The 24,237-nt window shown below is 70.8% G+C and carries 21 protein-coding genes and 1 pseudogene; 12 read left to right on the forward strand and 10 right to left on the reverse strand.

The window, feature by feature from the left end:
• Positions 1–18: 18 nt before the first annotated feature.
• Positions 19–618 carry a dTDP-4-dehydrorhamnose 3,5-epimerase gene (gene rfbC, locus ABD832_RS33905; RefSeq protein WP_344903837.1) on the reverse strand — a complete coding sequence of 200 codons (600 nt, stop codon included), beginning with the start codon at positions 616–618 and terminating at the stop codon, positions 19–21.
• A 272-nt stretch (positions 619–890) separates the two neighbouring features.
• Between rfbC and manA the strand changes: the two genes are divergently transcribed.
• The 4 genes from manA to ABD832_RS33925 all read left to right on the forward strand — a co-directional run bounded on the left by manA (position 891) and on the right by ABD832_RS33925 (position 6,005).
• A complete protein-coding gene (gene manA, locus ABD832_RS33910; protein ID WP_344903840.1) occupies positions 891–2,036 on the forward strand; it encodes a mannose-6-phosphate isomerase, class I in 1,146 nt (381 codons plus the stop codon).
• Positions 2,037–2,453: 417 nt separating this feature from the next.
• Positions 2,454–3,158, forward strand: a complete 705-nt coding sequence (locus ABD832_RS33915; protein WP_344903843.1) for a hypothetical protein — start codon at positions 2,454–2,456, stop codon at positions 3,156–3,158.
• Between the two features lie 113 nt (positions 3,159–3,271).
• Positions 3,272–5,428 (forward strand): alpha-galactosidase, encoded by a 2,157-nt coding sequence (locus ABD832_RS33920; RefSeq protein ID WP_344903846.1) that lies wholly within the window; start codon positions 3,272–3,274, stop codon positions 5,426–5,428.
• A gap of 364 nt (positions 5,429–5,792) precedes the next feature.
• On the forward strand, positions 5,793–6,005 hold the full coding sequence (locus ABD832_RS33925) for a hypothetical protein (RefSeq protein ID WP_344903849.1): 213 nt from the start codon (positions 5,793–5,795) through the stop codon (positions 6,003–6,005).
• Positions 6,006–6,277: 272 nt separating this feature from the next.
• On the opposite strand, the gene ABD832_RS33930 is transcribed toward ABD832_RS33925, so the two are convergent.
• The 6 genes from ABD832_RS33930 to ABD832_RS33955 form a co-directional block, all read right to left on the reverse strand.
• Positions 6,278–6,685, reverse strand: a complete 408-nt coding sequence (locus tag ABD832_RS33930; RefSeq protein ID WP_344903852.1) for a VOC family protein — start codon at positions 6,683–6,685, stop codon at positions 6,278–6,280.
• A gap of 6 nt (positions 6,686–6,691) precedes the next feature.
• Positions 6,692–7,246 carry an SRPBCC family protein gene (locus ABD832_RS33935; protein WP_344903855.1) on the reverse strand — a complete coding sequence of 185 codons (555 nt, stop codon included), beginning with the start codon at positions 7,244–7,246 and terminating at the stop codon, positions 6,692–6,694.
• Positions 7,243–7,605 (reverse strand): ArsR/SmtB family transcription factor, encoded by a 363-nt coding sequence (locus ABD832_RS33940; RefSeq protein WP_344903858.1) that lies wholly within the window; start codon positions 7,603–7,605, stop codon positions 7,243–7,245. Before ABD832_RS33940 ends, ABD832_RS33935 begins: the two co-directional genes overlap by 4 nt.
• A 344-nt stretch (positions 7,606–7,949) precedes the next feature.
• On the reverse strand, positions 7,950–8,087 hold the full coding sequence (locus ABD832_RS33945; protein ID WP_344903861.1) for a hypothetical protein: 138 nt from the start codon (positions 8,085–8,087) through the stop codon (positions 7,950–7,952).
• 169 nt (positions 8,088–8,256) lie between these two features.
• Entirely contained in the window at positions 8,257–9,219 is a 963-nt protein-coding gene (locus ABD832_RS33950) for an NAD(P)H-dependent flavin oxidoreductase (protein WP_344903864.1), read from the reverse strand.
• A gap of 248 nt (positions 9,220–9,467) precedes the next feature.
• Complete coding sequence (locus ABD832_RS33955) at positions 9,468–10,415, reverse strand: TauD/TfdA dioxygenase family protein (protein WP_344903867.1); 948 nt, start codon at positions 10,413–10,415, stop codon at positions 9,468–9,470.
• Positions 10,416–10,798: 383 nt separating this feature from the next.
• On the opposite strand from ABD832_RS33955, the gene ABD832_RS33960 reads away from it, so the two are divergent.
• The 8 genes and pseudogenes from ABD832_RS33960 (at position 10,799) to ABD832_RS33990 (ending at position 21,628) form a co-directional block, all read left to right on the forward strand.
• Positions 10,799–12,910, forward strand: coding sequence for a TerD family protein (locus tag ABD832_RS33960; protein WP_344903870.1), 2,112 nt, complete (start codon positions 10,799–10,801; stop codon positions 12,908–12,910).
• Positions 12,911–13,258: 348 nt separating this feature from the next.
• Complete coding sequence (locus ABD832_RS33965; RefSeq protein ID WP_344903872.1) at positions 13,259–13,870, forward strand: DUF6461 domain-containing protein; 612 nt, start codon at positions 13,259–13,261, stop codon at positions 13,868–13,870.
• A gap of 411 nt (positions 13,871–14,281) precedes the next feature.
• Positions 14,282–14,908 (forward strand): proprotein convertase P-domain-containing protein, encoded by a 627-nt coding sequence (locus ABD832_RS33970; protein ID WP_344903874.1) that lies wholly within the window; start codon positions 14,282–14,284, stop codon positions 14,906–14,908.
• 256 nt (positions 14,909–15,164) lie between these two features.
• Positions 15,165–16,151, forward strand: a complete 987-nt coding sequence (locus ABD832_RS33975; protein ID WP_344903876.1) for an endonuclease domain-containing protein — start codon at positions 15,165–15,167, stop codon at positions 16,149–16,151.
• On the forward strand, positions 16,151–16,783 hold the full coding sequence (locus ABD832_RS33980) for a hypothetical protein (protein WP_344903878.1): 633 nt from the start codon (positions 16,151–16,153) through the stop codon (positions 16,781–16,783). The genes ABD832_RS33975 and ABD832_RS33980 overlap by 1 nt, the downstream gene beginning before the upstream one ends.
• Before the next feature lie 2 nt (positions 16,784–16,785).
• Complete coding sequence (locus tag ABD832_RS33985) at positions 16,786–19,947, forward strand: ATP-binding protein (protein WP_344904470.1); 3,162 nt, start codon at positions 16,786–16,788, stop codon at positions 19,945–19,947.
• 817 nt (positions 19,948–20,764) lie between these two features.
• Positions 20,765–20,887: pseudogene (locus ABD832_RS42385) on the forward strand (hypothetical protein); the annotation flags it as partial.
• Between the two features lie 141 nt (positions 20,888–21,028).
• The gene (locus ABD832_RS33990; protein WP_344903880.1) at positions 21,029–21,628 is read left to right on the forward strand and encodes a hypothetical protein; all 600 of its coding nucleotides are present in this window, start codon (positions 21,029–21,031) and stop codon (positions 21,626–21,628) included.
• Between the two features lie 222 nt (positions 21,629–21,850).
• Here the strand turns inward: ABD832_RS33990 and ABD832_RS33995 are convergent.
• From ABD832_RS33995 to ABD832_RS42390, 3 genes are all read right to left on the reverse strand, one after another.
• Positions 21,851–22,665 (reverse strand): IS5 family transposase gene (locus ABD832_RS33995; protein WP_413224994.1). Its coding sequence is split into 2 segments (ribosomal slippage): positions 21,851–22,311 and positions 22,311–22,665, totalling 816 coding nucleotides; the frame shifts between segments, so codons are not numbered across the junction.
• Positions 22,666–22,993: 328 nt separating this feature from the next.
• Positions 22,994–23,866 (reverse strand): IS3 family transposase, encoded by an 873-nt coding sequence (locus ABD832_RS34000; RefSeq protein ID WP_425582570.1) that lies wholly within the window; start codon positions 23,864–23,866, stop codon positions 22,994–22,996.
• On the reverse strand, positions 23,863–24,162 hold the full coding sequence (locus tag ABD832_RS42390) for a transposase (protein ID WP_425582571.1): 300 nt from the start codon (positions 24,160–24,162) through the stop codon (positions 23,863–23,865). The genes ABD832_RS34000 and ABD832_RS42390 overlap by 4 nt, the downstream gene beginning before the upstream one ends.
• Positions 24,163–24,237 lie beyond the last annotated feature (75 nt).

The raw sequence follows: 24,237 nt of genomic DNA on the forward strand, positions 1-24,237 counted from the left end.
GCCCGGTGGGGTGCGGTCTCAGCTGCGCAGCTTGGCGTACAGCATGTCGCACTCCTCGTAGCGCGGCAGCAGGCCCGAGCGGCGGGCCTCGGCGAGCGTCGGGGCCGAGGCGTCCTTGGGCGACAGCAGGGGCTTCACCCCCACGGGCCACTCGATCCCCAGCTCCGCGTCCATCGGGTCGATCCCGTGCTCGCGTCCGGGTGCGTACCCCTCGGAGCAGAGGTACACCACGGTGGCGTCGTCGGACAGCGCCATGAAGGCGTGCCCGAGCCCTTCGGAGATGTAGACGGCGCGGTGCTCCTCGTCGTCCAGGAGCACCGCCTCCCACCGCCCGAAGGTGGGCGATCCCACCCGGATGTCGACGACCACGTCGAAGACCTCGCCCCGGACGCACGTGACGTATTTGGCCTGGCTCGGCGGGACGTCGGCGAAGTGGACGCCGCGCAGGGTACCCCGCCGCGAGATCGAGCAGTTCGCCTGCGCCAGGGACATCCCCTGACCGGCGGCCTCCCGCAGGTCCCCCTCGCGGAACCACTCGTGGAAGCTGCCCCGGTCGTCGGGGTACACCTTCGGCTCGAACACCCACGCACCGTCGATTCCGAGCGGGCGCATGCTCATCTCACTGTCTCCTTCCGGGGTGGCCCCTCGCGCGAAACGGCGCGCGAGGGGCGGGAACGGTGAGGCCATGGACGCGTCAGGGCCCTTTCCCAGCGGAGTCTTCATGACCCCGTATCACCTGGAAACCCCTCATCTCGGACCTACGGCAGGGGTGGGACGCCCGTGCCCCCCTATCGACGTTCCCCGGGGAACCGGGCAGGCGAGGCGCGTAGCATCGGCGTTCTGCGCTACTCATTCGGCCCCCCTCACGGACCCAGGGACATAAGACGATCATGAACGACTCCCGTATCCCCGCCGCCCGTGCGACGGCCGGCACGATCGGCCCGCTGCGCAACCCGGTGAAGAACTACGACTGGGGATCGCACACGGCCATCGCCACGCTGACCGGGCGGCCGTCCCCGGCCGAGCGGCCCGAGGCGGAGATGTGGTTCGGCACCCACCCGTCGGGATCCTCGTCGGTGCTGCGGGACGGGACCTGGCACTCGCTCGCCGACGCGGTCGCCGCCGACCCGGTGGCCGAGCTGGGCCCGGAGACCGTCGAGCGGTTCGGCTCCCGGCTGCCGTACCTGCTGAAGCTGATCGCGGTGGACCTGCCGCTCTCGCTGCAGGTGCACCCCTCGCGCGAGCAGGCCGAGGAGGGCTTCGCCCGGGGCACCTACGTCGACCCGTTCCCCAAGCCGGAACTGATCTGCGCGCTGACCCCGTTCACCGCGCTGGCCGGGTTCCGGCCGCCCGGGGAGGCCGCCGCGCTCATCGGCGGGCTGGGCCTGCCGGCGCTGGAGCCGATCGTCGCCCCGCTGGCGGCCGGGGACACCTCCGCCGCGCTGCGCGCGCTGGTGGAGTGGCCCAAGGAGGGCAGGGCCGAGCTGCTGGACGCGATCGCGCGGGCCGCGGCGGCCGACGGCGGCCCCGACCACGAGCTGGTCGTCCGGCTGGCCGGGATCCATCCCGAGGACCCGGCCTGCCTGGCACCGCTGTTCCTGCGGCGTCACGACCTGCGTCCGGGTGAGGCGATCTTCCTCGGCGCGGGGGTCCTGCACTGCTACCTCAGCGGCTTCGGCGTGGAGATCATGGGCGGCTCGGACAACGTGCTGCGCGCCGGGCTGACCGGCAAGCCGATGGACGTGGAGGAACTGCTGCGGGTCACCGACCCCTCGGTCCCGGCGCTGCGGATCGAGCCGCAGGACGGCCTCTACCGCACCCCCGCGCCCGAGTTCCGGCTCGGCACGGCCGTGCCCGGCTCCGGCCTCGTGCTGCGGGGCGGGCTGCCGCGCATCCTGCTCTGCACCGCCGGTGAGGTCGAGGGCGGCGGGCACACCCTGCGTACCGGCGAGTCGGTGTTCGTGCCCGCCTCGTACGGGCCGGTCGAACTGAGCGGTTCCGGGACGCTCTACTGGGCGGAGCCCGGCACGACCTGACGCGCGCCGAACCGGCGGGCCGGTGGGGCGGGACGGGCAAGGGCGGGGACGGGCAAGGGCGGGGACGGGCGGTAGCGGGGACGGGCGGTGGCGGGGACGGGCGGTGGCGGGGACGGGACGCATGATGGCGGGCGTCCCCATACCGGCCCGCTATGACGGGTAACCGCACGGCCCGGCGGAGCGTCCCCACCTGCGAGGCTGGAGGTATGTGATGACACCGTCGGACATCCTCGCGGATCCGGACCTTCGTCTGGAACTGATCCTGGTCGAGGTGCTGCACCACGAAGCCGAGCGGCTCGCCACCGGTTGAGCGGCCGGGTCCCGGCTTGGACGAGGGAAGCCGGGCCCCGGCCGGGCCCGTGGGAGACGGCCCGGGACGAAAGGTGTCACGGCCACGCCGGTGGGCACGGATCCCGGATGTCATCACCGAGCTCGGCCGTGCTCAGGCACGGTGACAGCGTGACCCGTCGTCTCGCCCGCACGGTCGCCAGGACGCGCCGGGGACGAAGGGCGCTGCACCCCGCGGGCGTCACCCTGAACGGGGTCCTGGCCGTCGGCACGGAGACGTCCAGGCCCCTGGGCGTCGGCGTCCTGGACCGGCCGGGGCGGACGGAGGTCACCGTCCGCCTGTCCAAGTCGACCTCGACGCCGGGGGCCCTGCCCGACGTGCTCGGCCTGGCCGTACGCGTCCCGGACGGCGCCGGGCCCGGGTGCGACCTCGACCTGCTGCTGTCCACCTGCACCCCGCTCCCGCTGCTGGACCGGCTGCCCTTCCCGCGCGGCGGTTTCACGGCCGGGCGGTACTCCACCCTCGTCTCCTACGTGCACCGCAAGGGAAGGCTCCGCCTGGTGGCCGACCCGTCGGGCCCGCCGGTGCCGCCTGATCTCGCGCGGCTGAGCGGTGGCCGCCTCACCTTCCACCTGCGGGCCCTGCCCTCGCGCGGGCGGCCGTGGACCCTGGCGACGCTGACGGTCGACGGCGGGCCCCCGCTGCCGGACGTCTCCTTCGACCCGGTCCTGAACGCCCATCCCGAGCTCCGCCTGCCCGGATGGCTGGCGCGGTTCCGGCAGCGGGCGTACGAGGGCTCCCGCGAGGGCCGCGAGGGGGCCCCGCCGTCCTGACCGCCCGGCCGCCGGCCACCGCGTTCCCGGCCCGTTAGTGTCTGGCCAGGACCTTCTCGGCGTCCCGCCGTCCCGCCGGTGCCGGCGGCGGCCCCTCACGAGCGGAGCAGAGCATGCCCATCATCCCGGTGGCCGAACGCACCTGGGCGGCCGTCACCCCGGCCTCCACGTACCTGTTCGGCGTGGAGGCCGGCGCCGACGCCGACACCGACGTCCGCGTCGTGCAGTGGTACTGGGGGCCGAGGTTGCCCGAGGCGGCCCTGGCCGAGGCCGCACGGTTCCCGATCCCCCGGCAGGAGACGGGGTTCCTCGACCCGCGCGACGTCGACGAGCTGCTGCCGGTGGACGGCGGGCGGCGCTGGGGGGTGCCGTCGCTGCAGGCCGTCTACGAGGGCGGGGTGCGCTCGGTCGAGCTGTCCTACGCAGAGGCCGTCACGGGGCCCGGCGAGATCGAGCTGGTCCTGCGCGACGAGGCGTACGGCCTGCGGGTGGGCCTGCACGTGCGCTGCGCCGAGGACACCGACGTCGTCGAGCGGTGGGTCACGGTGGCCAACGAGGGTGCGGCCCCGGTGCGGTTCGGCAGGCTCGACTCCGGCAGCTGGGTCCTTCCCGAGCGGCCCGCCCACCGCTGTACCGGGGTGTTCGGGGCGTGGGGACGCGAGACGCAGCTCCAGCGGACCGGGCTGCCGGTCGGGGAGACGACGTTCACCAGCAGGACCGGCACCACCGGCCACCGCGCCAACCCGTGGATCATGATCGACGCCGGTGACGCCACCGAGGAGAGCGGCGAGGTGTGGACCGTGGCGCTGGCCTGGAGCGGCTCCTGGCGGCTCACCGCGCAGCACCGGTCCGAGGGTGACGTCGCGGTGACCTGCGGTTCCGGCCACGACGGGCCGCAGGCGCACCTGGCGCCGGGCGAGCGCCTGCGCACCCCGTCCGCGCTGGGCCTGTACTCCGACGGCGGGTACGGTGCCGCGAGCCGGGCCTGGCACGCGTACACCCGCGGCCACGTCCTGCCCGCGCCGGACGAGGAGCGGCCGGTCCTCTACAACTCCTGGGAGGCCACCGGCTTCGACGTCTCCGAGGCGGGCCAGCTCGAACTGGCCGCCAGGGCCGCCGAACTGGGTGCCGAGCTGTTCGTGGTGGACGACGGCTGGTTCGGCACCCGCGACCGCGACTCGCGCGGCCTCGGGGACTGGTGGCCCAGCCCGGCCCGCTTCCCCGACGGGCTCACCCGCCTCTTCGACGGGGTCCGTGCCCTCGGCATGCTCCCCGGGCTCTGGGTCGAGCCGGAGATGGTCAACCCCGACAGCGACCTGTACCGCGACCGGCCGGACTGGGTCCTGCACCACCCCGGGCGGCGCCGCGACACCATGCGCAACCAGCTCGTGCTCAACTTCGCCCGTGCCGACGTGCGCGAGTGGGCGGTCGGCTGGCTCGACGGCCTGGTGGGCGAGTACCGCCTGGCCTACCTGAAGTGGGACATGAACCGCAGCTTCAGCCAGGCGGGCTGGCCCGAGGCCGGGGAGCGCGCGGACATGCTCTGGATCGAGCACACCGACGGCGTCCACGCCGTCATGGACGAGCTGCGCCGGCGCCGTCCCGGCCTGCGGATCGAGTCGTGCTCGGGGGGCGGCGGCCGGGTCGACCTGGCCGTGCTGCGCCGCACCGACCTGGTGTGGACCTCCGACAACACCGACGCCCGCGACCGGCAGACCATCCAGCACGGCTTCTCGTACCTGTACCCGGCCGGGACGATGTCGGCCTGGGTGACCGACAGCCCCAACCCGCACACCCGCAGGCGGGTGCCGCTGCGCTACCGATTCCACGTCGCGATGGCCGGGATCCTGGGCATCGGCGGGAACCTGACGACGTGGAGCGCCGAGGAGCTGGCCGAGGCCGCCGGCCTGGTCGCGGCCTACAAGGCGATCCGCCCGGTCGTGCAGCACGGCCGCCTGTACCGCCTGGCGGGCACGCCCGGCCTGACCGCCTCGGCCGTGCAGTACGTCCTGGACGACCGGGTCGTGGTGCTCGCCTACAACCCGTTCACGCTGGACGCGCGGCCACCGAGGCGGCTGCGCCTGGCCGGGCTCGACCCCGAGGCCGTCTACGAGGTCGTGACGAGCGAGGCCGGGACGACCGCGCCGGCAGGCTCCCGCTGGCACGGCCGCACGCTGACGGCCCACGGGCTCATCCTGCCCTCCTGGCTCCCCAACGGCCCCGACTACCGCAGCGAACTGCTGGAACTGCGCCGGGTGGGGACACCCTGACGTTTTCGCGACGCCCCCTGACGCCCCCTGACGCCCCCTGATGCCCCCGTGACGGCTCCCCCGGGCGTCCCTCGCGGGCGAACTTCGGGGTGCGCCGCCCGGACGCGGCCTCCGGGGGCAGGGCTTCCTCTTCCGGGGGCAGGGCTTCCTCGACGACGGCTCCCGGGAAGGGGCGGTGAACGTTTCACCGCGCCGAGGCCCGTCCCCCGCCCCCACCTGCGCACCTCCCCCCCACCGGCCGGGACGACCGGACGTGATCTGTACCCGGATGATCGCCGATGTGATACTTCCGGTGCCCGCCGTCACGGGGGGAGAGACGGGGCCTTCCGGTGGAACGCCCCTCGCGCACGGGAAAGAAGGACTCATGGCCAAAGCACGTGCCCTGCTCGCCTCGGTGATTCTGGCCGGCGGCCTGACGGTCGCCCTCGGGGCGGCACCGGCCGAGGCCGCCACCCTCAGGAACGTCTACTACTACGACTGGGACTGCCACCGGGTGGGGAACCTCGGCATCTCCAGCGGCTGGTGGACCTCGTACACCTGCAACCCCGAGCACGGCTACTGGTTCCTCTACGCCTGAGCCCCGCGGGGCCCCGGCGCCGCCCGCGGGTCTCCCCCGGCCGGAGCCCCCGCGTCACGCCGTGCACGCCACCCGGGCGCCGGGTCCCGGCTCCCCTCGCCGGAGCCGGGACCGACGACCGACGACCGACGACCGACGACCGACGACCGACGACCGACGACCGACGACCGACGACCGACGACCACGAGATCGTCCCGGCCGCCCGCGGGGTTACCGGCCATGCCCGGCCGGTATGGCGCGCCCCTCCCCGGTCCGGCCCGCGCGGGCCCGCCCTACCCGCGGTCGGAGATCTGCTGCACGGCCCAGCCGTTGCCGTCCGGGTCGCTGAAGAAGAAGAACCCGACGTTGTCGAGGGGGTCGGGCATGGGCGTCGGGCTCTCGCCCAGGACCTGGATCTCGCCGACCTCCACCCCGCGCCCGGCGAGCTCGGCGTGTGCCTTGTGGATGTCCGGGACCACCAGCTGCAACCCCCGGAGCGAGCCCGGCGGCATGTTCTCGACGAACCCCTTGCCGATGACGACCGAGCAGCCCGACCCCGGAGGGGTCAGCTGCACAATGCGCACCTCGTCACCGACCCTGGTGTCGTGGTCCACGGTGAAGCCGAGCCGTTCGGCGTAGAAGGTCTTCGCGCGGTCCACGTCCGAGACGGGGACCACCACCACTTCCAGCGTCCAATTCATGATCGTTCACCTTTTCGTCGCGTGTCCCCGGCCGGTCCCGGCCAGGGGGTCGTGTTCCGGTCGCGGGTCCCCGGGCCGGCCGGGCGTCCGGGCGAGCAGCCCGGCGAGCCGGTCGTAGCCCTCGGCGACGCCGCGTGCCATCGGGTAGCCGAGCACGATGTCGCGGCCCTCGCGGGTGGCGTACAGCACCGTGCTGGTCAGGGTGGTCCTGCCGTCCCGCTCGGTGAACGCGTGGGTGACCAGCGTCTCCCCGGGGTACGACTGGTCGTCGAACGTCTCGGTGTGGACCAGGCGGCCGGGGGGTGAGACCACCCGGTACACGCCGCTCTGTCCCATCTCCGCCCCGCCGGGGCCGCGGGACACGAAGCGCCAGCGGCCACCGACGCGCAGGTCGACCTCGCAGACGACCAGGTTCCAGCCGCGGGCGCCGTACCACCGCACGAGCAGCTCGGGTCTGGTCCACGCGTCGAAGACCATGCGCCGGGGGGCGTCGAAGACGCGGGTCAGCACGATCTCCCTGTCGTTCGGCGTCGTCACCTCCAGGGCTCCGGCGCCGTTCACGAGGCCCCTTCCGGCTTCCCCCCGCGGGTGCCCTCCTCGGCCTTGAGCTCGCCGAACAGCGCGTCGAGCCGCTGGTAGCTCTCCTCCCAGTACGTGCGGTAGTTCTCCAGCCAGTCGGTCGCGGCCTTGAGCGAGCGCGCCTCCAGCCGGACCGGCCGCCGCTGCGCGTCGCGGCCGCGCGAGACGAGGCCGGCCCGCTCCAGCACCTTGAGGTGCTTGGAGACGGCCGGCTGGCTCATCCGGAACGGCGCGGCCAGCTCCGTCACCGTGGCCTCCCCCGAGGCCAGCCGGGCCAGGATGGCCCGCCGCGTCGGATCGGCCAGCGCGGCGAACGTCGCGTCGAGCAGGTCCGGGCTCATGTGCATAACCCCTTCGTTCAATAACCAAGTGGTTTTATACAGGGGCCCGGACCGGCGGTCAACCGCCGCCTCCCCGCGTGCCGTGGTGGACTCCCCTGTCACCCACCACGCCACCCGGCTCCCGACCTGGACAGCGGTGCAGGAGCGCCGCCCCGGCGCGGCCGGGAAGGGCCCGCCGGTGGCCGTCCGCGCCGTGGGCGAGAGGGGGGTTCGTCATGGTCCGACTGTGCCGACCCGTCCCGTCCGTCCGCGCGTCCGGAACCGCACGGTGTCCGGAAACTTGGGACACCCGTCCTTCCGGTCTGTGCTCGAACGACGGACGAGCGCCAGATCGTGGTGATCGGTCACGACGACGCGGAGCTCCTCGACATCGCGTGCGTCACCACGACCCTGTCGATGGCGAACACGGCCGGGATCACGTCGGCGGGCGTCACCAGCACCGCTCCCCCGACCACGACCTGGTCCGCCAGGCTGTCGGCCATGTCAGCGCGAACCTCGCCGGCGATCTCACCACGACCGGCCCTCGGTCGGCTGACCGCCGGGCGCGACGACGGCGGCCGCTCCGCTCACGCCTCCCACCGCCGCCACCGTCCGGCCGGGAGCATGGTCGTGCGGTCGCCGGAACGGCTTCTCGTGCGGATCTCCACCCGGTCAGCGCCTTCCGGCCCGGCCGAGGGCGTCCTCGGCCTGGGCGGCCAGGGTGGCGACGAGGTCGGCCGCGCAGGGCCGGTCGGTGACGAGGTCGACGGCCTCGCCGGCCCAGACCGGCAGCGGGGGGATGACACCCCGGGCCAGGTCCTCCCGGTAGTCCCGCCCGGCCCGGGGGTCGGCGGCGAGCTCGGCCTCACGGCCACGCCAGCGATCGAGGTAGGGGTGGCCGAGGGTGCGGGCGGTGTACTCCGGCGGCCACCCGGAGCCGCGGACGATGTCCAGCACGCTGCTGCGCTCGGTGTCCCGCCCCCGTCCCTCGACGATCGCCCTGGTGATCGCGGGATCGACCAGGGCCTCGGCGGTGGCCTGGAAGCGGGTGCCGATCAGGGCACCGGCGGCGCCCAGGGCCAGGGCCGCGGCCACGCCGCGGCCGTCGGCGATCCCACCGGCCGCCAGCACCGGCACCGGCGCGACGAGATCCACCACGAGGGGGACGAACGGCAGCGTGGAACGCCCGCGCCGGGCACCGTGGCCACCGGCTTCGGTCCCCTGCGCCACGACGACGTCGGCGCCCAGGTCGACGGCGCGCCGGGCCTCCTCCGTATCGGTGACCTGGACGATCAGGACCGCCCCCGACCGCAGGACGGGTTCCACGAACGGGCCGGGGTCGCCGAAGGAGAACATGACGGCCCGGGGGGCGTACTCCAGCGCATGTTCCACCGCGCCGGCGTCGACCGCCCAGGTCAGGAAACCGACCCCCCAGGGCCGGTCGGTTCCCGAGGCCAGGATCGACGACTCGCGCTCCAGCCACTCCCGCTCCCCGTCCCCGGAGCCCAGCATGCCGAGCCCGCCCCCGCGGGAGACGGCCGCCGCCAGCGCGCCACCGGCCGACCCTCCCATCGGCGCCAGCACGATCGGATGCCGTACCCCGAGCAGCTCCGTGAACCGCGTCCGCAACGCCATGGCCGCACCCTCGTTCCCGTACCGTCGGACGAGGCGTGGGCGGCGCGGGCGGACCGCCACGACCAGGCCCCGCACAGGGCACGCCCCGCCGGCCGCGCCGGTCCCGGCGACGACCCGGCGGGGCGTCTCGTCGGCACCAGGCTCCCAGGGCCGGCCTGTGAGCGGGCTGAGAGACGCTGATGAACGTCTCGGGAACCGGGACGACCGGCGATCCCTCCGGCCCTTTGCGCGACCGGACGGGCCGTCGCTCAGGCGGCGATGGGCGAGAAGGCGCCGGCGTCGCCCTTGCGGACCACGCTGGTGTCGCCGTTGATGCCGATCGGGACGTCGCCGGCCACCGTGATGCGGTGGAGACGCCGCGGCAGGTCGTCGTAGTCGGCGACGGCGTAGTGCTGGGTGGCCTGGTTGTCCCAGATGGCGATGTCACCGTCGCGCCAGTTCCACCGCACCGTGTTCTCCAGGCGGGTGACGTGCCGCTGCAGCAGCGCGAACAGCTCGTCGGAGTCGGTGCCGCTCAGGCCCGTGAACGACCTGACGAAGTGGCCGAGCAGCAGCGAGGGCTCACCGGTCTCGGGGTGGATGCGGACGACGGGATGCTCGGTCTCGAACTCGCTGCTGCGGAACTGGTCGCGGTACTTCTGCTCCCTGACGTCGACGCCGCCGATCGTCGGGGTCTGCGCCGCGTAGTCGTACAGGTTCGAGTGGACCGCGCGCAGCCGGCCCACCAGCGCCTGCAGGCCGGGGTGCAGCCGCCGGTACGCCTCCACCGTGTTGGCCCACACCGTGCTCCCGCCGTAGGGCGGCAGCGTGACGGCGCGCAGCACGCTGATCGCCGGGATCCGGTCGACGAAGGTCACGTCCGTGTGCCAGCTGTTGGCCTTGCCCTGTTCGGAGTCGATCGGGAGCACGGCCTCGCCGTCGCCGGTCACCGTCGGGTGGGGCTTGGTGACGGTGCCGAGGAGGGCGGTGAACGCGTGCTGGTCGGCGTCGGTGGCGTGCTGCTGGTCGCGCAGGAAGACCACGCGGTGGCGCAGCAGCGCGGTGCGCAGCTCGGCGACCGCCGCCGCGTCGACGTCGCCGCCCACCCGGATGCCGCCGACGACCGCGCCGATCACGCCGCCGACCCGCGTGACGTCGATGTGCCGGTAGGAGTCGCCGGTGACGGCGGGCGTCTCGTGGTCATGGAGCCGAGTCATCTTCTGACACCTTTCGATGGGCGTGTGCGGGTGGGCCGCATCGCAGCGTGTGCCGCTGAGAAGAGAATACCAACTATTCCTACATATTTACTAGGGATTTCTCGCGACCGGACGGGCCGGACGTGTTACGGCCCCCCGCGGCGGGGCAGTGGGCCCGGCATGGTGAACCCCCTGGACATCGCGCTGGTCCTGCTGTTCCTCGTCGTCGCGGGCTTCGTCCTGCGCCACTGGGGACGGCAGCACCGCTGACCCGGCGACGCCCCCGCCCCGCAGGACGGGGGCGCGCCGATCCGCTTCGCGCACGTGGCCGACCCCGCCCGGACGGCCGTCCGGGCGCGGAAAACCCGCGGGGCCCGGACGCGTACCGGCTATAAGGTGCATCCGTGGACAGTCTGGAAGGCCTCGTCATCACCAGGCGGCTTCGGGTTCCCGTCGACGCCCCCGCGGCCACCACCCCCGGCTGGGGAGAGGTGGCCGCGCGCCAGCTCGACGCCGCGCTGCTGAGCGTCGGCTTCACGTGCTCGGCGGCCCTGCTCGACCGCCTGGGCAGGCTGCCCGGGGAGACGGTGGTCGATCTCGGGGTACGGGTCCTGGCGGCCGTCCGCCACCTGGTCGGCGACCACGTCCGGCACAACGTGTACTTCATCGACTTCCCGAGGAACGTGCCCGACACCCTGGAGTTCTGGGCCGGGTTGCTGCGGCAGGCCATGCTCGACCCGGTCGCCGCCACGCCCGTCCCGTCGCCGGTGCTCGACCTGCTCACGCTGCCCGGCTACGGCCGCTACCGGCACACCTACGCCGACCTGCTGGCCGCGCACGCCGAGCTCGTCCCGCTGGCCGGTGACCGGGTGACCGTGCTGGAGCTCGGCGGGGGCCTGGAGGCGGAGGTGCGCGACCTCTACCACTCGCTGGCGGGCTCGGAGGTCCCGCTTCCGGCCGAGGACCTGACGGCGCTGCGGTCGCTGGCCGCGTCCTGCGCCGACGAACCCGAACGCATCCCGGTGCGCGAGAACCGCGCCGTCGTCAACGAGGTGCGCCTGGCCGCGGGCCGCCCGCTGCTCGTGGACACGGTGACCGACGTGCTCCGGCTCGCCTGCGGCTGCTCCGGCGGTGACGTCACGCTGGCCGTCCCCACCCGGTTCCGCTCGTTCCGCCGGGCCGAGCGCCGCACCCTGTTGCAGGCCCTGGACGCGGTCGCCTCCCCCGCGAGGCTCGGCGACGTCCCGCGGTACCGCGAGCAGTGGAAGCGGCTCGGCGAACGGCTCCACCCCGGCGAGCACCCGCACCTCCCGCGCGCCGCGCACGTCTTCGAGGTCGCCAGAGGCGTGCGCCGGGCGCGCGGTCTCGACAGCCGGGTGGAGGAGGCCCTGTCGGCCGGCCGCACCGGCGAGGCGGTCGACCTGCTGGAGAGGAGCCCCGGCGCGCTGCTGCGCCGTCTCGACCACCTGCTGCGGACCGGATCGCCGGCCTCGGCCGTGCTGGACGCCGCCGAGAGGGCCACGGCGGGCGCCTCCGGCCGGGTCCTGCTGTCGCTGCGCGAGCACCTGCAGAACCGGCTCACCCCCGCGGCCGGACGGGTCTTCGTCAACCGGCACGGCAGGGCGTGGACGGCGGCCGACGCCCGCCCCCCGATCGAGGAGGACGTCGTGTCGCGGGCGGTGGCCCTGCTCGACGAGGAGATCACCCGGCGCCTTCCCGACCCCGGCACGCTGATCGTCGATCCCGAGGCGCTAGACATCGCCCTGCCGCTGTCCGGCAAGGCCGTCGCACCCGGGCTCGGCATGCTGCCGCGCGGCTCGCTGTCGGCGGTGGACGGGGAGTCGCTGCGGTTCTTCGTCCACTGGCGGCAGGCCGGACGGCGCACCGACTACGACCTGTCGGCCCTGATGCTGGACGCCTCCTACGACGATCCCGAGCACGTCTCGTGGACGAACCTCGGCAACGGCTTCGCCGAGTACTCCGGCGACCTCGTCGACGCCCCCGAGGGGGCGAGCGAGTTCATCGACGTCCGCCTCGCGCGGGCGACCCGGCCGATCGTCATCCCGCAGGTGCACATCTACACCGGTGAGGCGTTCGACGAGGCCGCCGAGGCGTTCTTCGGCTACATGACCAGGGACGCCGAGCAGGAGGGCATGCCGTTCGAGCCGCGCACCGTGCGGATGAAGTCCGACCTGCGCGGATCGGGACGGGTCGCCCTGCCGTTCGTCCTCCTGCGCGGCGACGGCGGCGCCTGGCGGGTGAAGTGGCTGCACCTCTACCTGAAGGGTGCGCCCCGCTTCAACCAGGTCGAGGGCAACCGCCTCACGACCTCCGCGCTGGTGCGCTCGATCGTCGAACGCGACCACCTGCGCGTCCGGTACCTGGCCGGCCTGCTGCGGCGGAAGGGTCCGGCGGGCGGGCACACCACCTACATCGGCCTGCAGGCACCGGCCGGCCTGCCGGCGGGCACGCGGGTGTACACGCCCGGGACGCTGCACGAGCTGATCCCCGCCTGATAAAGTGCGGACCGCGAGGCCATGGGAGGGCTTCCTTCTCACTTTTCTGGTAAAGATCCAGCCTTCCCGCCTTCCTCGCATCCCGGTCGTGAGGCCATTCGGGGGCTTCCTTCTACCTGGTTCGATTCCAGGTGGGCCCAACCGGGCCTACTGGTGGTGTCTCAGCTCCCGAGCCCTCCTCACGACCGGCCCACCGCCCTGGTGATCGGCATGCGGCCGTCCGCGAGCGGGAACCCGTCGACCACCCCGACGACGGCAGGAAACTCGGCACTCCCCCGACGGCCGGAGGCCGGACCCTTTTGTCGGCGATCACTGCGATCATGCCGCTACCTGATCAAAGGAGCGGTGATGACACAGACCCCCGCAGAACTCCCCCGGCTCTCCGAGCACGAGGTACTGGACGAGATCTACTGCGTGTCCTTCGTCCGGGGGCTCGCCCCGGAAGAGGTCCTCCGCCGGTTCGGCGTGGACGAGAGCACCATGGAGGAGGTCACGTCCGACGAGCTGGGCGAGCGCTCGGCGGAGGGCATGAGCGACGACGCGGCCGGTTACGTCGGCGCGGTGAAGGTCGGCGACTGGACCCTGGTCATCGAACCCGGAGGATGGAAGCTCGCCGTCGACTCCGAGGTCATGGCCCGGGTCGGGCGGGGAACCGAGGTCGTGTCGGTCTGCTGTCACACCTACGCCTCGGACACCTTCGCCTACATCGTCGACGGGGAGCCGGTCGTCTGGTTCGACCCGATGCTTCCGGACGCGCGGTCGGGCAGCGATCCGGACCGCTTCGTCAAGGAGATGCGCGAAGTCGGCCTGGGCCCCGAGTACGACATCGAGGACGACGGCTCGCACATCGACCTCCCGATGGAGCGCTCGTTCGCCTTGGCCGGCAGGATCACCGGTCTTCCGTTCTCCCCGGAGATGCTGGAGCTGCGGTTCCTCGGCGCAGAACCCCTGGAGGACTGATCGGCGGGTCCGTACGGGGACCGGCCCTCGGCCGCCTCGAGCGCTCACGGGAGCGGACCGGCGGCCCTCGTACCTCAGGGAGGTCGGCGTGGGGCGTGAGCCGCGCCAGAACCACGCGGGCACGCCGGACGGTGCGACCGGCGGAGATGTGCGGTGTCCGCGACACCGTGTGCACCGCCTCCTCCGGTTCGCGCGGTGATCTCCCTGCTCCCACCGCGTTCCGGGAGCGAGCCGGCGCGTGAAAACGGGATGAGACCACCGGGGCTCGGTCCTCCTCCCCGGGCCAAGACGTCGCACCGGCCTGACATGCGGGAAGCTCCATTGGCCTGACCCGGCCACCATGAGCAGGCAACCGGGGCGTATCCGGCGGCGTCTTCTCCCGTTCGCATCTTCTGCCCCTGGAGTACCTTCATGCGACCCCTTCGCACCCTCGCCGTTCTCGCCGCACTGGCATCCGCCGCCTTGCTCGCTCCCCCCGCCCAAGCGGCGGCGACCGTACGGACGTCGGCCGCGACGATCTACCGCGGAGAAGGTGATCAGCTTCTGCGGGTCCGGACGACGACCAGGCCCGGCATCGTGAAGATCACCCACAACGGGGAGGGCCACCTCGCGGTCTGGACCCTCGCTCCGTCAGGCAGAGAGGACGATCTTCTCGCCAACCAGGTCGGCGCCTACAAGGGAACCTCCGCGTTCAACACCGGCACGTCCAACAGGACCGCCGCGTTCAGCATCAAGGCCGACGGCGCCTGGACCCTGCAGGTGCTGCCCCTGACGAAGGCGCGTTCCTGGTCGATCACCAGCCGCGGCACCGGGGATGACGTGCTCCGGCTGAGCAGCACCAGCCGCGGTCTGCACCGCCTGAGGATCCGTCACAGCGGCGACGGTCATTTCGCGGTGTGGACGCTGGACGCGAACGGCCGCACCCACAACCTGGTCGTCAACAAGGTCGGCTCCTACAACGGTACCGTTTCGCTGCCCCCGGGCACCCGGTACGCATCGATCAAGGCCAACGGCACCTGGTCGATCGTCCGCAGGTAGGCCATTCGAAGGTGTCCTTGGACGACAAGGCGGAATACACACGCCTAGAGTGACCGTTTGGACGGTTTTGTCACCCCCGGAACGAGCGACATCTTTGGATTTTCCGCCCATCACCTCGCGTTCCCTATACCCTTCGCAAAGTCACGTTTCGGAGGAGTGTCCACAGGGGGTCGGTGTGCCATTGCCGTGGGGCGATCTCCCGGTCGGGAGGCTGCTCCGCCTCGCTGGAGTCGATTCCACCATTGACGCCAATGTGATGGAATTGGCGCTGAATCCCCTCCCCGAGACCGGCCCCGCCGTCATCACCTACGCCGCAACCGAAGGTTATTCCGTCTCAGAGATGGTGGACTCCATTCTCTGCGATCTGGAAACACTGGCCATCGGGCTTTTCCCGGCCTGGTTACCCGGAGGGGAGAAGCTTTCCGGCCCCGGCGGTGGCGGAGTGGAGGCGGCGAGGATCCTCGCGACGCGCCTCGCATCAGGCAGCCGTCATTTCGGACCGTTCCTGGCCGACCTCGCCACCCGGGCCATCCGGCACCGCGGCCCGTTGGTCCCCGGACGGCCCGGCCCGAAGGGACGATCGTTCCCCGCGGAGTGGCGGGCCGCCGGTCTGGCCCGGGTCATCGCCTCCACGTTCGGCCGCGAATCGGCGGCGCTGGTCGTCTACGTGCCGGAGAAGCTGACCTCCCACGGGGAGACGATCCTGGTCGCCGGATGCGAATGGCTGGCGCACCGGAGCGGTATGGGGGTCTGGCTCGTCGGCCCCGAACTGCGCCGCGTCGAAACCTTCCACCTGGAGGTACCCGCAGCGGTCAGGAGACTGGCCGGAAAGCTGACGGCTCCGCCGCTCACCGCGACGGTGGGAGTGCCGCCGATCGCCGGAAGGCCGCACCCGGGGAGCACCGTGGAGCAGGCACTGGAGGCGGCCCTGGCGGAATGCGACTGGGCTCATGGCCGGATCTGGAATCAGACGTACAAATCCAAAGACCCTTTGTTCGTCATGATCCGTACGGATCTGATATGGCTCCGGGAGAAGTGCGTCGTGGAACTCGACGGACCGGAACACGCGACGTCCGCCCAAAGAGAGCGTGACCGGATTCGTGACCGGCACCTGGAACGTGACGGGTTCACGGTGCTGCGATTCACCAACCAGCAGGTGATGAGCGACCTATCGGAAGTTTTGCGTCACATCAATGAATTCCTCCGGGCACGACGCCTCGGGGTGAGCGAAAGAGCAGGCTGATGTCCGAAGAAAGACTCACGTACCGCCAGGTCGCAGCTCTGCTCGTGCTGAGAGAGCTCGGAACCCCGTTGCCCCACAAGGGACTGAAGGATGAATGGGGCTTGGAGCTCACACCTAAGAACCGTGCGGGTCTCGTCGATGCCAAGCTGATCGAGTCGGAGACCAGAAAACGAGCTTTCTGGTACACGATCACACCGGCCGGTGAAGAGCGCGCCATCGAGGAGGTACGCAAGGGAATCCCGGTGTCCTCCCGGTCGGGCAAGGCGCTGGCCCTTCTGTACCTGCGATCCCTCCTGGTGTCCAAAGCAGCGACCTCGGTCATCGAGGAACCCGTCCGGGCACCGGCGACGACGGTGTCGCCGGTGTCACCGGAGGAGGTGGAGGGCCGGATCCGCAAGGCCTATGCGAAGATCACACCCGGTGCCGGCCGGTGGGTCTCGATGACCAAGCTGCGAGCCCTCCTGACCGACATCGATCGGGATCTCCAGGACGACGTCATGCGCGCCATGATGCTGGCGGGGCGTGTGGACATCGAGCCCGTCGCGATCGTGGGCGACCTGAGGCCCGAGGACCACGAAGCCGCGATCGTCATCGGCAGCACACCCAACCATCAGTTCCGCGTCGGGGCGTGACGATGGTCACCGAATGGTACGCGCTGAAAAGTCTCAAGAGCTTCTCGACCGTCAACGCCAGCGAGGACGTCTGGCAGCCGGTTCCGTTCCACGTGCCCGGAATGCACCCGGAGGCCTCCCACGCCCTTCGCTCGGGACTGGACGCCGCCGCCGACTCTCCCGTGACCAGCCCGATCGGGGTGGTCCTCGAGGGTGGCGCCGGAAGCGGGAAGACGCACCTGATGAGCTGGTTGCGTGAGCAGACCGTCCAGCGCGACGGCTACTTCTTCCTGATGGACGTTCTCGACGCCCGCAACTTCTGGGAAAGCGCCGTCGTGTCCATCCAGGACGGGCTGGCCCGGGTGGGCACGGACGAGGAGACCCAGCTCAAGCGGTTCCTGCGCAATCTCACGGGCCTGATGCAGCTCCCGCGAAAGACCCAGAAGACGATCATCGGTAACCAGCCGGTCACCCGCGAAGATCTCGATCTGTTCATCAAGGCCCTGTACGGGATCGATCGCCGGGTCGGCAGAGAGACGCAGGACGTCGCCCGGGCTCTCGTGCTCCTGGGGGCCTGTGACGATGCCCTGGTGGACATCGGCGAGTCCTACATCTGCTCGATCGAGGACGGCGAGCGCTACCGGCTGGGGTGGGGATTCCGGCAGGTCCGCAAATCCCCGCAGGAGATCGTCCGTGACATCTCGCGGCTGCTGGCACTGACCGGCCCGAGCGTCATGGCCTTCGACCAACTCGACACGTTCATCGCGCAGAGCAATCTCTTCACCGAGGGCGGCTCCAGCATTCCGGCGACCTCGGCGGCTCTCCAGTTCGCTCACGGGCTGACCAGCCTCCGCGAGGTGTCCAGCCGAACCCTGACGGTTCTGTCCTGCCTGCCGGAGACGTGGACGATCCTTGAGGACCTGGCCGTCAGAAGTTTCAAGGACCGCTTCCGGAAGGCCACGTTCCTCCGGCGCATCCCGACCCCCGAGGTCGGGGCGGAGCTCGTCACCGTGCGACTCGCGGAGCACTTCACGGACATCGGCTTCGACCGGCCGTATCCGACGTGGCCGATCAAACCGGAGGCCTTCGCGAAGGCTCCGTTCTACACCCCGCGTCAGATCCTGGCACGTCTCCACGAGCACATCCAGAAGTGCCTGCACAAGGACGGTGAGATCACCGAGCTGGACAACCTCGACCCGCTCGCGAACCTCGACGATCCTCCTGCGAAGCGTGAACCCGAGGAGGAAGCGCTCCGGGCGATCGACATCAAGTTCGCGATGCTGGCCGATTCGGCCGACATCAGTGGAGCGCTGGACACCGAACTGGAGGACACGGTTCTTCCCGGCCTGATCTCGGCGGGCCTCCGGGCCTGGATCGTGGAGCAGCGCGGGACGTCCGCGCGCTACCGGGTCGACCCGCCGATGGGCCGGAAGACCTCTCTTCACGCCGGTCTCAGGCAGATCCTGAACGAGGCGACCGAGGACGAGATCCATTGGGCGTTCCGCGGCATCGCCGCCACGCACCATCTCGCGGCGTTGACCCGGCTCCGCAAGGCGGCTCTCAAAGCCGGTCTCGCGGAGGAGAGCCCCAAGCGCCGGTTGATCATCGTCCGGAACATTCCGTGGAACTCCGGGCCGGTCACCCAGGAAGCGGTCGCCGACTTTCTCGCCAGGGGCGGCCGGGTGATCGCGGCCGACGAAGAGGACCTCAAGGTACTGTGCGCCTTGCGGGATCTCTTCGCGGAGAGTGTCGCCCACCTCGACCAGTGGATCGCCAGCAGGAAACCCATCGCCGACCTCAGGTTCCTCAAGGAGGCCCTGGATGACTGGCCGGATCCGACCGCTCCGCAGGAGCCCCGGGCCCCGAAAGCACCTGAGGAGCCACCCGCGCAGGCGAAGCCTCTTCCGGCTCACGAGACCGGTACCTCGGACGGCTCTCCGGAAAACAGGCCGGCCGAGGTGCCGTCGCTGACCGTGGGACGCTCGGACGATGGCGGCCACCCGGTCTCCGTCGAGTTGGAGGCGCTCCGTAAGCACGTTGCGATCTTCGCGGGATCCGGCTCGGGAAAGACGGTCCTGATCAGGCGGATCATCGAGGAGTGCGCTCTTCAGGGCGTGTCCTCGATCGTGCTCGATCCGAACAACGACCTCGCCCGTCTCGGCGACGCATGGCCCGAAGCACCTTCCGCCTGGGGCCCTGGGGATGAGGACCGGGCGGCTCGCTACATCGCGGACACCGATGTCGTGGTCTGGACACCACGCAGGGAGAAGGGCCGTCCGCTGGCCTTCCAGCCGTTGCCCGACTTCTCCAGCGTCCGGGACGACGTCGACGAGTTCAACGAAGCCGTTCACGCCGCCATGGCGGCGCTCACCCCACGGGCGAAGGCTGAAGGCAACAGCAGCAAGTCCCAGGTCGCCCGGGCGGTGCTCATGGAGGCGGTCGTCCATTTCGGAAAGTACAAGAACAGCGGCCTCGACGGGCTGATACACCTGCTCGCGGACTTCCCCGAGGACATCAGCCAGATCAGCGGGGCGGCGAAGATCGCGGATGGGCTCGCCCAGGTGCTCCGGGCCGCTGCCGTGACCGATCCACTGTTCGGAGGAGAAGGCGAGCCGGTCGATCCGGGGAGGCTCCTCACTCCGGCCGCGGGAAAGCGGGCCCGGGTTTCGGTCATCAGCTTCGTGGGGCTGCAGGGTGACTTCGAGCGGCAGTCCTTCGTGAACCAGTTGCAGATGGCGCTGTTCGCCTGGATCAAGAAGAACCCCGCCGGTGACCGGCCCCTCGGCGGGCTCTTCGTCATGGACGAAGCGCAGACCTTCGCCCCCTCGGGCACCATGACCGCGTGTACGCAGAGCACACTCGCGTTGGCGTCCCAGGCCCGGAAATACGGGCTCGGGCTGGTGTTCGCGACTCAGGCGCCCAAGGGCCTGCACAACCGGATCCCGGGCAACGCCGCGACACAGTTCTACGGCCTGCTCAATGCGGATGTGCAGATCGAGGCCGCGAAAACGATGGCCCGCGTCAAAGGCGGCAGGGCCGATGACATCGGTTCGCTCCGCAGCGGCCAGTTCTACGTCGCACCTGAAGGCGCGAGGTTCACGAAGGTGCGTACCCCCCTGTGTCTGACCCATCACCCCAGGGCGCCGCTGACGACCGAGGAGGTCATCGCCCGGGCGAGCCGATGATCCTGTGGGTCGGCCGTACTCGTCCGGAGCCTGGTCACCTCGCGGAGAGGGTTGTGCGTGCCATCACGACATTCGTGTGACGGTGATGCCGACCGGCGGGTTCGTGTCGCAGGGGAGCCGTACGGGCCGGTCTCGAGGAGCAAGGCGGCGATGTCGGTGAGCTCGAGAGGCACACCGTTTCCGGAGAAGAGTAGGGGCTGCCCCCCGGGTGGTGTGCGTCAAGGCGCGTAATCACCCAGCAACGCGGAGGGGGTCACGAGATCTCGTGACACCCTCCGCGGCCTGGTGTTACCGGGACAGGACGACAACGGACGGCAAGCCGGGCACCGACACTTCCCTGCGGATCACCGGATGACGCTCCATTCGAGAGGGCGGCGAAACCACGACGCGGATAGTCACGGAGGCCCCTCGCGCCGCGTCGGAGCCCTGCGGGCACCGGACCCAGCACGCCAGGAAACGAGGTGACGTGGACGAAGTGGGTGGAGAACGATCTCGTCTTCACCTCCCTTGTCGGCACTCCCCCGGACTCCCACAACGTGCGGCGGGACCGCTGTGGCAGAAACGGCCTACCGCGAGCAGATCCGCCCGGTCCTGCGCGGCGAGGCGGAGGCGATGGACCGGACCTTCACATGACGGAAGCCACAGCAGTCAGTTGGTCCCCCAGAGAACAATGGCTGCCGGCAATCGGCTTGATCGATGCCCTCGGGCGTTCCCTCATCGCTTGGCGTCCACGCTCCCGTTGTCGGTGCCGGCTGCCATCATGCTCCTCACATGGCGGAGGAAGGACCGACGGATGCGGAAGCCAGGCGACCAGGGAATGGACGGCGACACGAGTAAGGCCGATCTGGACGTACGCGCCCATCATAGGAAGGCCCAGATCCGGTCGGCCGTGGCAAGCGATCCCGCCACGCCCCCGGAGGTTCTCGAAGCCATGGCGACGGACCCCTCCCGCACGGTCAGGCGTGCCCTGGCGGCTCGGACCGACGCACCGGCCGGAGTCTTGCGTGCGCTCGCTCGGGACCCGGATCTGAAGACCCGTCAGAGTCTTGTCGAGAATCCCTCATGCCCGTCCGATGTCCTGATGACCCTGGTCGAAGACCCTCACTGGTCGGTCCGATGGTCGGTACCGGAGCATCCGGCCGCCGTCATCGACGTCCGCCGCGCCATCTGCCGGTCCGCGGACAAGGATCTGCGCGGGCTGCTCGCCGAGCAGGACGGGCTGGACAGGGAGACGAACTCGGTGCTCGCCGCAGACCCCTCTCCCAACGTCCGAGCGCGCCTGGCGGCTCGCACCCACGCCCCGGACATCCTCGCCGCCCTGATAACCGACGCCGACCCCAAGGTTCGTGTCGGTGCGACTCAGAACTCGATCACCACGATGAACCAGTATCGCCTTCTTGCGAACGACAGGTCCGCGACCGTGCGTGTAGCCGCGATAACGTCGGAAAAACTCCCGCACGACGAACTGCACCGCCTCGCCCATGACCGATCGGTCAGTGTGCGGCTGTGCCTGGCCGCATGGCCCACGACGCCGGAGACCGTCTTACGGGTTCTCGCGGAAGACAGCCATCCCAAGGTGATGACCTGGGCCCGAGCCAGACTCGGCGAGAACACCCGGTCCGCTCGGGAACTCATGGGCCAGCGCGTCAGCAGCACTCGTACCTCGGAGACGTCGGCGTAGGGCGTGAGCCGCGCCTGGGCCACGCGGGCACGCCGGATGGTGCGATCGGCGGAAATGTGCGGTGTCCGTGACGCCGTGTGCGTCGCCTCCCGGTTCGCGCGGTGATCTCCCTGCTCCCGGCGCGTTCCGGGAGCGAGTCGGCGCGTGAAAACGAGATGAGACCGCCGGAGCAACCCTGTAGCCTCACCTCTGCGCTCCTGTAGTCCAGCGGCCTAAGAACTGCTAACACAATGAGTTGAGGCGGCGCCAGCAGAGCAAGGCGCAGCCGAGGCTGAGGAAGGCTTCGTGGATGTCGTTGCGGACTTCCCAGCGGATGCGTAATCGGCGGAAGTGGTGGAGCAAGGCGAAGGCCTGTTCCACGACCCAGCGCTGTTTCCCCAGACCAGAGCCGTGCTCGGTACCGCGTCGGGCGATCAGCGGGCGGATGCCCAGGGCGCGGACCTGCTTGCGGTACTTGTCGTGGTCGTAGCCGCGGTCGGCCAGGACGACGTCAGGCCGTCGGCGAGGCCGGCCACGCTTGCCACGCACTGGCGGGATGGCCCGCAGCAGCGGGATCAGCTGAGTGACATCGTTGCGATTGCCGCCGGTGAGGATGACGGCGAGCGGGATGCCGGTGGCGTCGGTGATCAGGTGGTGCTTGCTGCCGGCCCGTCCTCGATCGACTGGACTCGGGCCGGTCTGCGCCCCCCTTTTAAGGCTCTGACGTGGGAGGAGTCCACCGCGGCGCGGGAGAAGTCGAGAGCATCGGCCGCTCGCAGCCGGGCCAGGAGCACCTCGTGCAGGCGCTGCCAGACACCTGCCTTGTGCCACTCGTTCAGCCGCCGCCAGCACGTCATGCCCGAGCCGTAACCCAGTTCCTGTGGCAGGTGCTCCCAGGCGATGCCGGTGTGCAGCACGAACAAGATGCCTTGCAGGGCCAGACGGTCATCGAGCCGTTTGCGTCCTGGCCAGCGGGCCCGGCGCTGGTGTTTCGGCAGCAGCGGCTCGATGACCGCCCACAACTCGTCGCTGACCTCCCACGGCTTCAGCCGCGCCACCCGCCACCCCTCTCACCGTCGCTACAGCGAGAGATCAAAGCACAGTCAGACTCATTCTGTTAGGCGCTCTAAGACGTCGAGCGCCCTCTTCTGCAGGGACTCGGCAACACCGGTTCGAATCCGGTCGGGAGTGCGCTGGGGCCCTCTCCGTCTTCGGACGGCGGGGGCTTCTGCTCGTTCCCGGCCACCGGATCGAGCAGCTTCCGCGCCTCCGGGTCGAACCGACCGAGCTCCCGCCGAGCCGGTGGGGTTCTGGACACGCGACCACACGCCCGGGCCCCGTCCGACTGAGCTTGCTCCGCTTTGACGGACACCATCGTTGTGGTGGTCAGGCTGCGCGGGCGGCCTCGTAATCGGCAGGGCTACGGTAGCTCAGGCTGCTGTGCAGCCGGTGCAGGTTGTACCAGCCCTCGATGAATTCGAAGATCGCGCTTCGGGCGGCGGAGCGGGTGGGCCAGGGTTGGATGTTAAGAAATTCGCCCTTGAGCGTGGCGAAGAACGACTCGGCCAGCGCGTTGTCCCAGCACTGACCGGTACGACCGACCGACAGTCGCACTCCGAGCCGTTCAGCCAGGGCGGTGTAGTCAGCGCTGGTGTACTGGCAGCCCTTGTCCGAGTGAAAGATCACCGGTCGGGTGGGGCGGCGGCGTGCCCAGGCCTGGAGCAGCGCGTCGGTGACCAGGTCGGTGCGCAGATGATCCGCCGTCGCCCAGCCGACCACCCGGCGCGAGGCGATGTCGATGACGGTGGCCAGATACAGCCAGCCCTCCTCGGTGGCGATGTAGGTGATATCGCCACACCAGCGGGCATCGAGCCCGGCCGCATCTGGTGTGAAGTCGCGGCCGATCAAATCCGGCCGGGTGCCGGCGCCCGGGCCGGGGACGGTGGTCCGCCGCCGGCGCCGCCGATACCGTCCGGCCAGGCCGAGCACGCGCATCAGTCGGGCCACCCGCCGCCGGCCGCACTGCTCACCGTCTCGCTGCAGTTGCGCGTGCACCCGCGGCGCGCCGTAGCTGCCCCGCGAGCGTGCGTGCACCTCGGCGATGTGCTCGGCCAGCTCCGCATCACGCACCGCGCGCGGACCGGGCAGCGCGCTGCGGCGCGAGTAGAAGGCGGCACGGGAGACTCCCAGCAGCTCACACGCCCGTTTGACGCTGTGGCCGCCCTGCTTCTCCGCCTCGATGAACGGGTGCACGCTCACCGGGTCTCCCTCACGAAGAAAGCCGTCGCTCGCTTGAGCACGTCGACGTCTTGGCGAAGCCGCTGGTTCTCCCGCCGCAACGCCTGCAGCTCCTGCCGCTCACTGCTGGTCAGCCCGTTCCTGTCGCCGGCATCGACCTCGGCCTGGCGCACCCATTGCCGCACCGCGGTCTCGGTCAGATCGAAGTCCTTGGCCACCTGCCCGACCGGGCGGTCACCGCGCCGGCACAGCTCGACGATCTCGGCTTTGAACTCGGGCGTGAACGAGCGGCGAGGACGCGGCTTCTTCTTCCCCATGCTCTCCATCATGGACATCCTCTCGGGGGCGAGCCCCTGATCTCGGATGTCCGTCAAACCGGATCAAGCCCAGAC

The sequence above is a fragment of the Streptosporangium longisporum genome, assembly GCF_039534895.1.
GTDB lineage: Bacteria > Actinomycetota > Actinomycetes > Streptosporangiales > Streptosporangiaceae > Streptosporangium > Streptosporangium longisporum.